The 12,995-nt window shown below is 51.0% G+C and carries 15 protein-coding genes; all 15 read left to right on the top strand.

Annotated features, from left to right (window positions below; genetic code table 11):
• Nucleotides 1-1,050, top strand: a 1,050-nt coding sequence (locus Q8O92_00270; protein ID MDP2981747.1) for an AAA family ATPase, incomplete at its 5' end; no start/stop codon positions are given.
• Nucleotides 1,051-1,301: 251 nt separating this feature from the next.
• Nucleotides 1,302-2,144, top strand: a complete 843-nt coding sequence (locus tag Q8O92_00275) for a phosphatase PAP2 family protein (GenBank protein MDP2981748.1) — start codon at nucleotides 1,302-1,304, stop codon at nucleotides 2,142-2,144.
• A 235-nt stretch (nucleotides 2,145-2,379) separates the two neighbouring features.
• Entirely contained in the window at nucleotides 2,380-2,874 is a 495-nt protein-coding gene (locus Q8O92_00280; GenBank protein ID MDP2981749.1) for a dCMP deaminase family protein, read from the top strand.
• A gap of 309 nt (nucleotides 2,875-3,183) precedes the next feature.
• Complete coding sequence (gene panC, locus Q8O92_00285; GenBank protein MDP2981750.1) at nucleotides 3,184-4,038, top strand: pantoate--beta-alanine ligase; 855 nt, start codon at nucleotides 3,184-3,186, stop codon at nucleotides 4,036-4,038.
• Nucleotides 4,039-4,043: 5 nt separating this feature from the next.
• Nucleotides 4,044-4,559 carry a flavin reductase family protein gene (locus tag Q8O92_00290; GenBank protein ID MDP2981751.1) on the top strand — a complete coding sequence of 172 codons (516 nt, stop codon included), beginning with the start codon at nucleotides 4,044-4,046 and terminating at the stop codon, nucleotides 4,557-4,559.
• Nucleotides 4,560-4,723: 164 nt separating this feature from the next.
• A complete protein-coding gene (locus tag Q8O92_00295) occupies nucleotides 4,724-5,086 on the top strand; it encodes an aspartate 1-decarboxylase (GenBank protein ID MDP2981752.1) in 363 nt (120 codons plus the stop codon).
• Nucleotides 5,087-5,235: 149 nt separating this feature from the next.
• Nucleotides 5,236-5,847, top strand: coding sequence for a hypothetical protein (locus Q8O92_00300; GenBank protein MDP2981753.1), 612 nt, complete (start codon nucleotides 5,236-5,238; stop codon nucleotides 5,845-5,847).
• 120 nt (nucleotides 5,848-5,967) lie between these two features.
• Nucleotides 5,968-6,465 (top strand): LytR C-terminal domain-containing protein, encoded by a 498-nt coding sequence (locus Q8O92_00305; protein MDP2981754.1) that lies wholly within the window; start codon nucleotides 5,968-5,970, stop codon nucleotides 6,463-6,465.
• Nucleotides 6,462-6,818 carry a ribosome silencing factor gene (gene rsfS / locus Q8O92_00310; protein ID MDP2981755.1) on the top strand — a complete coding sequence of 119 codons (357 nt, stop codon included), beginning with the start codon at nucleotides 6,462-6,464 and terminating at the stop codon, nucleotides 6,816-6,818. Before Q8O92_00305 ends, rsfS begins: the two co-directional genes overlap by 4 nt.
• A gap of 53 nt (nucleotides 6,819-6,871) precedes the next feature.
• Complete coding sequence (locus tag Q8O92_00315) at nucleotides 6,872-7,774, top strand: PfkB family carbohydrate kinase (protein MDP2981756.1); 903 nt, start codon at nucleotides 6,872-6,874, stop codon at nucleotides 7,772-7,774.
• Nucleotides 7,775-7,785: 11 nt separating this feature from the next.
• A complete protein-coding gene (mtnA, locus tag Q8O92_00320; protein ID MDP2981757.1) occupies nucleotides 7,786-8,826 on the top strand; it encodes an S-methyl-5-thioribose-1-phosphate isomerase in 1,041 nt (346 codons plus the stop codon).
• Between the two features lie 52 nt (nucleotides 8,827-8,878).
• On the top strand, nucleotides 8,879-9,655 hold the full coding sequence (locus Q8O92_00325; protein ID MDP2981758.1) for a DUF72 domain-containing protein: 777 nt from the start codon (nucleotides 8,879-8,881) through the stop codon (nucleotides 9,653-9,655).
• Between the two features lie 472 nt (nucleotides 9,656-10,127).
• On the top strand, nucleotides 10,128-10,940 hold the full coding sequence (locus tag Q8O92_00330) for a histidinol-phosphatase HisJ family protein (GenBank protein MDP2981759.1): 813 nt from the start codon (nucleotides 10,128-10,130) through the stop codon (nucleotides 10,938-10,940).
• A 7-nt stretch (nucleotides 10,941-10,947) separates the two neighbouring features.
• Nucleotides 10,948-12,429, top strand: a complete 1,482-nt coding sequence (lnt, locus tag Q8O92_00335) for an apolipoprotein N-acyltransferase (protein MDP2981760.1) — start codon at nucleotides 10,948-10,950, stop codon at nucleotides 12,427-12,429.
• Nucleotides 12,426-12,995 (top strand): hypothetical protein (locus Q8O92_00340; GenBank protein ID MDP2981761.1); only part of this gene is annotated, 570 nt, incomplete at its 3' end. The genes lnt and Q8O92_00340, both read left to right, overlap by 4 nt.

Below are 12,995 nucleotides of genomic sequence, written 5' to 3' on the forward strand. Positions count from 1 at the left end.
AGGGCGGCCAAACGGATGTCCGAGACCGCCGGCATGGAGGCGAAAACGATCCACCGCCTCCTTGAATTCAATCCGCACAAGGGGAAATTCTCCCGTAACGAAGGATCGCCCCTCGGAGCTCATGCGATCATTGTTGACGAAACATCCATGATAGATACCGCGCTAATGACCGAGCTACTCCGCGCCATAAGCTCGTACACTACCCTTATCCTCGTGGGTGATGCCGATCAGCTTCCTTCCATCGGCCCCGGCAGCGTTCTAAGGGATATTATTGCCTCCCATAGGATTCCCAATATTCGCCTGACTGAAATTTTTCGCCAGGCCGCATCGAGCAAAATCGTCCAGAACGCCCATCTCATCAATACCGGCAGGCTTCCGAACACCGACAACGAGCGCACGGGGAATTTTTTCTTTATCCGGAAGAAAACCCCGGAAGAAATCACCGCCGCCGTCGTGGATATGGTTGCCCGAAGGCTGCCGTACTCGTACGGTTACGATCCGGTGAATGACATCCAGGTGCTCTCCCCCATGCACAAAGGAGAAACCGGCGTTCTGAACCTGAACGGCCTCCTTCAGGAGCGGTTGAATCCATTTAATCCCGCCTGCCCGGAACTGCGGATGGGAGGCTGGGTGTTCCGTCAGGGCGATAAGGTCATGCAGACCCGCAACAACTACGACAAGATGGTCTTCAACGGGGATATCGGAAGAATCGAGAGTATTAATACAACACGCTCGGTGGTGCAGGTACGGTTCGAGGAAGTGGTCGATTACACCCTCTCGGAATTGGACGACCTGGTTCCGGCATACGCCATCAGCGTGCATAAAAGCCAGGGGAGCGAGTTCCGCTGCGTGGTTATGCCGGTTTCCACCCAGCATTTTATCATGCTGAAACGGAACCTCCTCTACACCGCGGTAACTCGTGCGCGGGAACTGGCGGTGCTTGTGGGGGATATGAAAGCATTGGCCATTGCGGTAAATAACGACCAGGCAGGGGAGCGATTCACCACCCTTGAAGAGCGGCTCTGTGAAGAGATAAAGATAAAATCATAAAGCATCTCACTCTAAAAAATACTGTCTGAACCACTGATGCGTATGATGAAAATGATAAAGCAAAGACCGTCTGAACCATGATTTTCTTGATTACTTGATTTGCTTGATTTTTTTAAGTTGATTCATCAAGGTAATCCCTTAATCCTATGAATCAAGATTCAGACATTCTTGCTGTATTTATCATTTCATCATCATTTATCACATTAATCATGCGCATCAGTGGTTCAGACAATCTTTTTTAAGGCAGGAGAATGAACCCCACTCGTATATTTCGTAACCACATCGTGTGTTTCTTGACCGGAATATCCTTTTTTTTCGCGGTCTTCATACCCCTATCTGTAAAGGCTGATGATAGCGGTGCATACCATCTTGATCTCATAAAAGACGCAGCACTCACCGCTGCCGGGCTTTCATTCACCCTGACCGGAAATCACCTGGTTTCCCGTGTACATGCTCCCGATCCCACCGCCCTTGACCGGGATGATGTGCCGGGAATCGACCATATCGCCCTCGACCGCCGCTCCTCCCGGGCCAACAGTCTCAGTAATACCATGCTTGATGTCAGCAGCATCCTTCCCTTTCTCTCCGCCGCCAGTGTGCTTTCAAGGGGCGATCAGGCATCGTACCGTCAGGCATTCGCCGACCTGGCCATGTACGCCGAGACAGGACTCATCACCGCAGGTCTCACCCAAATCGCCAAGGGAGGATTTCATCGGTCGCGGCCTTATGCGTATGATCCTTCGGTTCCCCTGGCCAGCAGGGAGGCCCGCGATGCCGCGCTCTCATTTTTTTCCGGCCATGCTTCCGCTGCGTTCAACGGGGCGGTGTTCGCCTGCGCCGTGTACCAGAGGCAGCATCCCCGATCGAAGCTCATCATCCCTTTCTGGATTCTCGGTTTGTCCGCTGCAACTACCACCGCCGTGATGCGAGTGGAAGCGGGCGCGCATTTTCCAACCGATGTGCTGGCCGGGGCCGCAGTCGGTTCGCTCACCGGCTGGCTCGTACCCCGCCTGCACGAGAAAACACCAAAACGGTTCGAGGTGATCACCCCTCTCGGCGGGGTTTCAGGATACGGAATTCGATACAGCTTTTAACGTGAATTCTCCTTTGAACATTGACTCTCATATTTTCCATGGTTATATTTAGAACTGATTTGGACACGATGACATGAATACACGCTCATCGAGATGTATATAGACCCTGAAACAAGTTCAGGGTGACACGTGTCATGCCGAACTCGATTCGGCATCTATTGACAATTCAGGACTACAGGTTACCGATGTCATGCCGAACTCGTTTCAGGATCTATCATGTACAAAACAGGAAACAATGAATACCCGCCCGGATAAGGATCATTACTATCTGAATATAGCCCGTGAGGTCGCTCGACGCTCGACCTGTCTCCGCAGGTGGTTTGGCGCGATTATCGTCAAGAACGATCAGATCATTTCGACCGGATATACCGGGGCGGCGCGCGGAGCGGTGAACTGCATCGATATCGGAGTGTGCCCCCGGCAGTCGGCAGGAATCCCCCGTGGAGAACGGTATGAACTCTGCCGGAGCGTTCACGCGGAAATGAACGCCATCATCCATGCTGCACGGGTTGACATGATAGATTCCACTCTCTACCTCGTCGGTATGGAAGCGGAAAATGGAGAGGTGGTGGAAAATGCCAGACCATGCAAGATCTGCACCCGGCTTATCATAAACGCCGGTATCAAAACCGTTAAAGTGTTTGACCGGAATGATCTTGTTCACACTTATGATGTGGCTGATTTTATCAGCGGCGAGGAACTGGATCTCGGAAAGTCCCAGGGATATTGAATGTCTGAAGTCTGAACCATGATTTATAGGATTAGAGGATTACCATGATAAATTATTGCTCCGGTGGTTAAATAGTTACATTATCATATGTCATGCCGAACTTGTTTCGGCATCTGTTTACGACACTGCATTCGTATATTTTATCACCGGAGCATTAATCAAAAAAATCAGGCTAATCCTTGAATCAAGTGAATCCTGGTTCAGACAATCTTTCTCTTTGGGCTTTGGGCGGTATTTAATCTTTTCATCATCTTTTATCATAAGCATCATTCGAATCAGTGGTTCAGACAATTTTTTTAAGGATTTCTCATGCGTATTCTCTTCGATAAAGATGAAGTTCGGCGGATTTGTGAGGAGAAACGATGCGCCGGGTTTCGGATCGGTTTCGTACCAACGATGGGAGCGCTCCATGAGGGTCATTTGAGCCTGGTGCGGAGGGCGGCCGCGCAGAGCGGATTTGTGGTGGTGAGCATATTTGTGAACCCAACCCAGTTCGGTCCCGGTGAGGATATGAACAAGTATCCCCGCGACCTCGAAAGGGATTCGCGGCTTCTCGAAACCGTTGGAGCAGACATTGTCTATGCTCCAGATAAAGCTTCCGAGTACCCGTCCGGATTTGCAACATTCGTAACTGTGGAGCGTTTGACCGAGGGACTTTGCGGTCTGTCGCGCCACAGCCATTTCCGGGGAGTGGCCACAATAGTGGCCAAGTTGTTCAATACGGTCAGACCCCATGTTGCGGTATTCGGGCAAAAGGATGCACAGCAGGCGGCGGTGATTAAACGGATGATCAGAGACCTTGACCTGGACATCGTCATCGATATCGGGCCGATCGTTCGTGAGCCGGACGGTCTGGCCATGAGCTCCCGTAACCGGTATCTCGACAGCGAAGAACGACGTGAAGCAGTGATTCTTTCACGCGCTCTCCGGGAAGCTGAAAATATAGTTTCTTCGGGGGTAACAGATGCGAATAAAATCAAAGCCGGAGTGCAGGAAATGATCAATACCATGCCCTTGGCGTGTATCGAATATGTCGAAATCGTGGACAGGGAGGAATTGTTCAACGTTTCGGATGTATCCGGGGGAGCGCTTCTGGCGCTTGCAGTCCGTTTCGGCGGCACCCGGCTGATTGATAACACCGTTCTTCTCCCTGGGAAAGGATGAATACCATGCAGGTTGAAACTACTTTCAGCGAAGCAATCGTAAAAAAATATCCCGAACAGACAGCGATTGTACTTGCCCGTGAAAACACGGGAAAGGTAAATCCCATAACACTCGGCTGGGTAATGCTCACTTCCCATAATCCTCCCATGATGGCGTTTTCGGTGGGGGTAACCAGGTATTCGCTGGATGTGATCCGGCAGGCCCAGGAGTTTGTCATCGCTTTTCCTACCGAGCTGCAAAGCCGGGAGACCCTGCTTTTCGGGACCCGCTCCGGCCGTGACATCGATAAACTGAAAATGAGCGGTATCAAAACTGCGCCCGCACGAAAGGTGAACAGCCTTCTTTTGGAAGAAGCGGCGGCAAATTTCGAATGCAGTCTTATAGGGGAATTCCCAACCGGCGATCATGTGATCTTTGTCGGGGAAGTGATTGTATCCCATATCAATCCGGATGCTCCCGGGCGTCTGTATACTGTCGGTACGGGCTACAAGATGGCCGGGGTAAGCATAAAAATATCTTAATAAGTCTTCAGGTAAGTATTTCATGAAAACACTACGAGGTGATTGCGCAATTAGATCCTGAAACTAGTTCAGGATGACACGTGTCATGCCGAACTTGTTTCGGCATCTATACGATCAAAAACATTATCAAGTAGCATACGCTGATAAATAAATAAGGATTCCCAATGCAGAGAATCATGCTGAAATCGAAAATACACAATGCTGTAGTAACGGAGGCAAACCTGTCCTATATGGGAAGCATCACTATCGACGGGACAATCATGGATGCCGCCGATATCCTTGAAAATGAACAGGTTCAGGTGGTGAATCTCAATAACGGGGTGCGGTTCGAAACCTACGTTATCCGTGGAAAAGAGGGGGCTGGAATAATATGCCTCAACGGACCGGCTGCCCGCCTGGGAGTGGCAGGCGACCGGCTTCACATTCTGAGTTACCAGATTTTGGATGGAGAGGAAGCGAAACAGCACAAACCGGTCATCATTTTTTTGGATCAGAACAATGCCATCATCCGGGAAAAAAAAGTCTGATGAAAAAAAGTTGAAACTCTCGATGATTTGGCGGATTAAATTGATAGAAAAACATGATTTGCTCTTGACATCGTCAGAATCATAGTATTTATTGTATGTGAGGGGTTGCAGTTCGATACACCGTGAGAAAAAAGGTGAGGATTATACCGATGCAATCAATTTTCTTGAAAAGGACAGCATGCCTGTCGCTGGCGCTCATGACCGGATGGGCGGTCTTCTTGTACTCCCAGGCGCCGGGCGATGGCGCCAATGGTATGAAAAACATTCTCAGTGTTCCGGTAAATGGCGACAACACCGGAAAAAGCGTTCTCAGCATTCAGAAACCCGGGATCAACTTCAAAAAGATGAGTCTGCTCGATCCAGAGCGCTTCACCATGAAACAGCAGTACATCATGAATTTTTCCTCCACGGGCGGGAACGGAGGAGTCATGGGGATGTACCTGAACACCATGGAATACAGGTTCAACGCCCCCCTTACGATGCGTCTCCAGGTAGCTTATCAGACTCAGACCGGCATAGTGTTCGGCAACAGGGACGGTTACAACGGCCTCAACAATATGAATCAGGGGAGAATGTTCGTACCGGCTTTCGACATTATTTATAAGCCTTTCAAGAATACAACATTCGGATTTTCGTACCGTGATATGAGCGGCATGGGCAATCCGAACAATCCCTATAGTCCATATTCCAGCTACGGCTACGGCTACGGTCGCTCCGGGTTTGGGTATGATATGTTTGGGTATTCACCTTATATGAGGTAACGGGCTATACGTGCATGCACGTGACGGTTTTTTTTACTCACCATAGAATCATAGCAGCGGGGATTCATAGGAAGAATATGTCTCCCCCTTTTTTTTCTTCTTCAACGATTTCGGGCTGACATGACGAAAAGCTTCATCATCATTGCGAATGTGTCGCTGATTATCATCGCGGTATCCCTTGCTTCGATTTTCTATCCCGGATTATTTACGGTGATCGGTTCCCCGGGAGATCACCCCGGGAAAACGTCTGCGGGAAAAAACGCAGGGGTTGAGCATGCTCAACCCCTGCCCGATCCGACATTAAGCGTGCGGGTTTCGGTGTTGAACGGGTGCGGCAGGCCGGGGCTGGCGACCATTTTCACCCAGAAGCTGCGAAAAGAAGGATTTGACGTGGTAAACGGAGTGGGAGGGAATGCAGATTCATTTGAATTCGATGTGTCGGTAGTTGTCGACCGTCACGGGGACAGAAAAAAAGCGGAAGCGGTCGCCCGGGTGCTGGGCATCGGGGAAATTCTTGACCAGCGTACGGAAAATCCTTATATGATGGAAGATGTTGTAGTAGTCATAGGCCGTGACTGGGACAGGCTCTTGTTTCCCAGGGAGGGAAAAACAGATTGATTGAAACCGGAGTTAATGTCGAACGGATCATTCACCATATCATGGAAAAAAAAGGCGCCGAGATCGTAGTCCTCGATTTAAGGAAAATTACCAGTATCGCCGATTATTTTATCGTTGCCCAGGGAAACTCGAATGTCCAGGTCAAAGCAATTGCTGACGAAGTGAAAGAAAAAATGGCCAAAGAAGATGGTCTGCATCCCTGGCATGTGGAAGGCATGGAAGGACAAAGGTGGATTCTCCTCGATTATGTGGATATTGTTGTGCATATTTTCGACCCGAAGACCCGGAATTACTATGATATCGAGAAACTCTACGAAGACGCCGAAAGCTGGCGGGTAAAGACAGATTATTAAAACCAAAAAATATCCAGGAGCCAGAATCCAGAATAAAAGATAAGGAACCTGCTATGAGCATTGTGGTTATCGGATCCATTGCTTTCGATGATGTGGAAACCGGGGCTGGATCGGTGCAAAATGCGCTGGGCGGCTCGGCGCTCTATTTTTCCGCGGCGGCCTCGCTGTTTAGCCCGGTGCATTTGGTAGGAGTGGTCGGAGAGGATTTTCCCTGCGAAGAGCTGGCATTCATGCGGGCGCGAGGGGTGAACACCGAGGGGATGAAGGTGGTGAAAGGCGGCTCGACCTTCCGGTGGTCCGGGGTGTATGAGACCGACATGAACAAACGCCGCACCACCGGTCTGGCGCTGAATGTTTTCAATGATTTTGATCCCGTGCTCGATACGGAATGCCGTCAGGCGAAGTATGTCTTCCTTGCAAACATCGACCCGGTGCTCCAGGAGCGGGTGCTCGATCAGATGGAATGCCCGGAATTCATCGCCCTCGATACCATGGAATGCTACATTGCCGAGAAACCGCAGGAGCTGCGCAGGGTGCTCAAGAGAATCAACCTCCTGTTCATCAACGATTCCGAGGCACAGTTCCTTACCGGCAACCCGAATGTGGTGGCCGCCGCTCATGCCCTCCTCGATCTGGGTCCGGAATTTGTAATTGTGAAAAAAGGCGAGCACGGCTCCATTCTGGCCTCCCGTGAAATGTTTTTTACAGTTCCGGCATACCCTGTGCGCCGTGTCGTCGACCCGACCGGCGCCGGAGACTCCTATGCCGGAGGAACCATGGGTTATCTGGCCAGAACGGGCATCCATGATGCCTCTGCACTTCGTACGGCGGTGGTGTACGGCGGGATTGTCGCATCCTTCCTAGTGGAAGGATTCAGTTTGACCGCCCTGAAAGACCTGACGCTGGATGCAGTCGAGGAGCGTATGGCGAATTTCCGCTCAATGACCGCTTTTTGAGGGCATCATACATGCCGGTTGTAACATTGAAATGGCGGGATGATGGTCTGGACATCATCGACCAGCGCCTTTTGCCTTTACTGGAAAAAAGGGTGATACTCACTTCTGTAGCGCAGGTGTGCGAAGCCATAGAAACCCTGGCTGTGCGGGGAGCGCCGGCCATCGGAGTCGCCGCAGCCTATGGAGTTGTGATCTCCGCTCGTGAAAAACCCCAGGAGGCGCATGTCCGTTCCGCCATAAGGCGGCTCCGTGAGACACGGCCGACCGCGGTGAATCTCTTCATCGCTCTGGACTGTATGGAAAGCAGTGTGGAAGAAGCCTTTGCCTCGGGTGATCCGGTAAAGGTTCTCCTGGCAAGGGCGCACGCACTGTTTGATGAGGATCAGCGAATCTGCCGTGAGCTCTCCCGTCATGGAGCGGAACTCCTATCCGACGGCGATACGGTGCTCACCCACTGCAATGCGGGAGGGCTGGCTACCACCGGTTACGGCACCGCGCTCGGAGTGATCTATGCGGCGGCGGAGCAGGGGAAGCGGATACGCGTGTTCGCCGATGAGACCCGTCCTCTCCTGCAGGGTGCGCGGCTTACCGCCTGGGAACTCAGGAAGAATGGAATCCCGGTTACCGTGATCTGCGATTCCATGGCGGCGGACGTTCTGCGCCGTAGATGGATAGATCATATAATCGTCGGCGCCGACCGGATCGCCGCAAACGGCGATACGGCAAACAAGATCGGCACCTACGGTCTTTCGGTGCTTGCCCGTGAGCATGATGTTCCCCTGTATGTGGCGGCGCCTCTGACCAGCTTCGATTTCAGTATGGCCTCCGGTGAAACCATCCCCATAGAGGAGCGGAGAGAATCGGAGATTTCAAAGTTCGCCGGTGTACAGGTGACCCCGGAGGGAGTATCTTTCTATAATCCTTCATTCGACGTTACCCCCGCCCGGAACATCGCCGCGATAATTTCCGAGCTGGGAGTGGCGAGACCACCGTTCACCCCGACATTGAGCTTATGGAATGTCTTGCGAGGCAATCCGCGTATATCAGCGTAATCCGCGGCCCATGTATTTCAGCCCTTTATCTGCGGCTTTTTGTGAGATTTATATGATTGCGATCGGCACATCGGGATTCAGTTTCCGTGACTGGAAAGGAATTTTTTATCCTGAAAATATCAAGCCGAAAGATATGCTGGCTTTTTACAAGGATACTTTTCATGCGGTGGAAATCAATACCACCTATTACGGCATTCCCAAACCGGGTGTGTTCGAGCGGATGATCGGCGCCACCCCGCCGGATTTCGAGTTTATCGTCAAAGCCAATAAATCCACCACCCATGATCTGTCCGACAGCGATGTATCGGGAACCTTTCTGGAGTCCATACGTCCGCTAAAAGAATCGGGAAGGCTTTCCGGAATCCTGGCCCAGTTTCCCTGGCAGTTCAGGAACGAAGCCGGCAGCCGGAAATATGTTGCCGGACTGGCGGATACTTACCGCGGCTTTCATTTTTTCGTGGAATTCCGCCATAAGAGCTGGAATTGTGAAGAGGTGTTTCGTTTTCTCGATGATCTGAAAATTCATTTTGTTTCCGTTGACGAGCCGCAGATCGGGGACATGATGCCCCCGGTGGCACGGGCGACCGGAGATACCGCCTACCTGCGGTTCCACGGGAGAAACGCCGGTGACTGGTGGAGCAAATCCGCCGACCGTTATAATTATCTCTATTCCGCCGATGAACTGGAGGAGTGGATCGAGAAGGTGGAAGCTCTGGAAAAAACGGTCTGGAAACTCTATGCCTTTTTCAACAACTGCCATCAGGGATATGCAGTGAGGAATGCCCTCATGTTCAAGGAACTGGTGGAGAAAAAGAAAAAGCGGCAGTGATAAAGATTAACAGGTATGTCGTTAAGTAAGCTAAGGTGATCCGTAAGGTTAATCCCCCCTACCCCCCTTTTTAAGGGGGGAAAAAGAAAATTGTTCCTCTTACTATGTAAACATTTATTAGGATTTGACAGAATCCTCTCCCTAAATTCCCCCCTTAACAAGGGGGGATGCCGAAGGCAGGGGGGATATTTAAAGACACAGGAGCACTCAATTTCACATATTTACTGTATGTTGCTGACTTAACGACATAACCGAATAATATTTTGTAATGAATATATCCTGAAACGAGTTCATGATGACGCGTGTCATGCCGAACTTGTTGCCGCTTTGCGGGAACGATGAAACAGTTTCGGCATCTATTTTGAGAGTGTCACGGTCATGCCGAACATGTTGCCGCTTCGCGGGAACGATGAAACCGTTTCGGCATCTATAAAAAAATATGTAAAAAGATCATTTGTTTTGAAAGTCATTCATGCGCATCAACCTTCCTGATTATCATATTCATACCACCCTGTGCAATCATGCCTCCGGAACTATGGAAGAGTATGTGGAACAGGCCCTCCGCCTTGGACTCGAAGAGATAGGATTTTCCGATCACATGCCGGTAATGCCGGAGCCGCACCTCTGTATGAGCTATGGCGATCTTCCCCGTTACATCGGCCGTGTGCATGAACTGCAGGACCGTTACAGCGGCAGTATCACCATACGGCTGGGATGCGAGATGGATATTGTAGAGAGCCGGACTGACGAGATTCAAGAAATAATCCGCACTTCCGGCTTTGATTATGTGATCGGATCGATTCACTACCTGGAAGGCTGGCCTTTCGACCAGGAGATATACAAAAATGTGTTCGAAGAAAAAGATATGAAAGAAATTTATGATCTTTTTTTTGAAACGGTGATACGGGCGGCCCGGAGCGGTCTCTATGATATTACCGGACATGTCGACAATATAAAGAGGATGGGGTACCGTCCGGATGGCGATATGACCCCTTATTACGAGAGGACCGCCGCCGTTCTCGGCGAGCTGGGATTGACTTTTGAATTGAATACCGGCGGGTATGATACTGCGGCAGAAGAGGCGTATCCTTCGCTCGAATTCCTGCGGATTCTCCGCCGCCATGAAATCCCGGTGACAGCCGGCTCCGATGCGCACCTTCCCGAACAAGTCGGCAGGCATTTTATCCAGGCCGGTGAAATCCTGCGCGAGGCCGGATATACGGAAACGGCATATTTTCAGGAAAGAAAGCGGATCATGAAACCCCTATTTCCGGACGTAAGGTGAGGCTCGAATGAAACGATCAACCGCCGGTAGTATGGCGCTCGCTTCATCCGTTTTGATGAGTCTGGCGTTTCCTCCCTTCGGTCTGGGATTTCTGGCATACGTGGGCCTGATTCCTCTGATTCTGCTCACAGAAAAACTTACTATCCGGCAATTGTTTTTCTGGTCATGGATTTCCGGGGTGGCATTCTATGCAGTCACCATTTCCTGGATCCTTAATGTAACCTGGATCGGGATGATCCTGGCAGTGCTGGTCATGGCGATATTCTATGCCCTGCCCTTTGTGATTACCGGATTTGTCCGTACTGTTCATCCCCGTCTCTGGCTCCTTTCCCTGCCGTTCGTTCTGGCCGGCCTGGAATGGATACGCTCCTTCGACCAGCTCGCGTTCCCCTGGATGATCGTGGGGAACTCCCAGACATACTATCCCTGGCTGATTCAGTTCGCGGATATAACCAGCGCCTTCGGGGTCTCCTGGTGGGTGGCAATGGTGAATACGGCGATCGTTTTACTTGCGCGGCGCCGTTCCGTTGCACGGTTTGCTTTTCTCGGCCTGCTCTTTCTCGTACCCTTGTTTTACTCACAGGCGGTGATTCGTTCCGCGAATGACTCCGGAAGGAAAATCACTGTCGCCCTGGTGCAGGGAAATGTACTGCCCGATGAAAAATGGGATGAAAACATGGTTTTGTGGAATGTCAATCTCTACCGCACCATGAGCCAGCAGGCGATGGCCTACAAACCCGACCTTCTGGTCTGGCCCGAGACCGCCATCCCGACCTATCTGCTCGAAGCGCCCGTGTATCGCTGGATGGTGCAGGCGCTGGTGGATTCGACCGGGGTTCCCCTCCTGACCGGACTTCCCGCAGTTGATCTGACAAACCAGGATACCTTTAACGCCGCCGGTCTCTTTCTGCCCAATGAAAACAAAGTAAGGCGATACGATAAAATTCACATGGTTCCTTTCGGCGAGGCTATTCCGCTGGATGAATACTTCCCCGCCCTCCGTAAATTGGACTGGGGACAGGCTAACTGGCGCAGGGGCAAAGAAGCAGTGATTTTTACCTCCAAACAGCTTCCGCCGTTTAATGCGGCCATCTGTTTTGAGTCCATTTTCCCAGACCTTATCCGAAAATTCATAGTCAAAGGGTCACAATTTATCACCGTGATTACCAATGATGTCTGGTTCGGCCCCCGGTTCTCCCCCATTCAGCATGCCATGATTTCAGTCATGCGCGCCATTGAATTTCACCGTCCCGTGGTGCGCTGCGCCAACACCGGCATTTCCATGATCATCGATCCGTATGGGCGGGTAATGAAAAAAACAAAAACGTTCGAGCGCACCACGCTCATTGGAACCATTACCCCACAGACGGGAATGACTTTTTATGCCCGTTACGGCAACTTGTTCAGTCTGGGATGTTTCCTGTTTTCTCTTATATTGTTGTTTTTCACGGTGTATAAAAAGCGGCATAATTCTACGAGGGTTCTATGAAGCGCCAATTCTTACTGGTGGCAGCAGCGGCATTGCTTGGTATGGTGAATGGAGAGATACATCCTGCACATTCCGCAGCGTACCCCGATTGGGAAGGGTATCCGCCCCTGTTTTATGTGCAGGACGTAGTGGAGTTCAAGGGGAATGTGTATGGGGCGACCACGGCGGGTATGTTTCGCTATAATCCTGAAAATCGCACGTATACCCTCTATTACAAAAACCACGGGCTGGAAAGCGGCAATGTTAAGTGCCTGGGAGTATCACCCAGCTACATATATATCGGCTTCCTTACCGGGGGTCTCTGGCGTTTTGACCCGAAGATTGAGCGGTTCGATCCGATCCTTTTTCCGGAATATGCACCAAATAATATCGGTGTGCGCAGTATCTACGCTAAAAATGACAGCATCCTGTACGTCGGGCATACGAGCGGGGTGGACATACTGAATCTCAGGTCCGGGGAGCTCCGAACCATAAAAAAGCTTGGGAGTATTCCCATGGGTACTAAGGTAAATGAGATCAAGGTGTTCAACGACAGGATCTGGGTTTGCACGCCAAACGGGCTGGCA

The sequence above is a fragment of the Candidatus Latescibacter sp. genome, assembly GCA_030692375.1.
GTDB lineage: Bacteria > Latescibacterota > Latescibacteria > Latescibacterales > Latescibacteraceae > JAUYCD01.

Excerpts from the sequence above, each read along its gene's own strand:
- Q8O92_00280 (MDP2981749.1), top strand. The coding sequence starts at position 2,380 with ATGAATACCCGCCCGGATAAGGATCATTACTATCTGAATATAGCCCGT.
- Q8O92_00305 (MDP2981754.1), top strand. The coding sequence starts at position 5,968 with ATGACGAAAAGCTTCATCATCATTGCGAATGTGTCGCTGATTATCATC.
- lnt (MDP2981760.1), top strand. The coding sequence starts at position 10,948 with ATGAAACGATCAACCGCCGGTAGTATGGCGCTCGCTTCATCCGTTTTG.
- Q8O92_00325 (MDP2981758.1), top strand. The coding sequence starts at position 8,879 with ATGATTGCGATCGGCACATCGGGATTCAGTTTCCGTGACTGGAAAGGA.
- panC (MDP2981750.1), top strand. The coding sequence starts at position 3,184 with ATGCGTATTCTCTTCGATAAAGATGAAGTTCGGCGGATTTGTGAGGAG.
- Q8O92_00315 (MDP2981756.1), top strand. The coding sequence starts at position 6,872 with ATGAGCATTGTGGTTATCGGATCCATTGCTTTCGATGATGTGGAAACC.
- Q8O92_00290 (MDP2981751.1), top strand. The coding sequence starts at position 4,044 with ATGCAGGTTGAAACTACTTTCAGCGAAGCAATCGTAAAAAAATATCCC.
- Q8O92_00330 (MDP2981759.1), top strand. The coding sequence starts at position 10,128 with ATGCGCATCAACCTTCCTGATTATCATATTCATACCACCCTGTGCAAT.
- Q8O92_00300 (MDP2981753.1), top strand. The coding sequence starts at position 5,236 with ATGCAATCAATTTTCTTGAAAAGGACAGCATGCCTGTCGCTGGCGCTC.
- Q8O92_00295 (MDP2981752.1), top strand. The coding sequence starts at position 4,724 with ATGCAGAGAATCATGCTGAAATCGAAAATACACAATGCTGTAGTAACG.
- Q8O92_00275 (MDP2981748.1), top strand. The coding sequence starts at position 1,302 with ATGAACCCCACTCGTATATTTCGTAACCACATCGTGTGTTTCTTGACC.
- mtnA (MDP2981757.1), top strand. The coding sequence starts at position 7,786 with ATGCCGGTTGTAACATTGAAATGGCGGGATGATGGTCTGGACATCATC.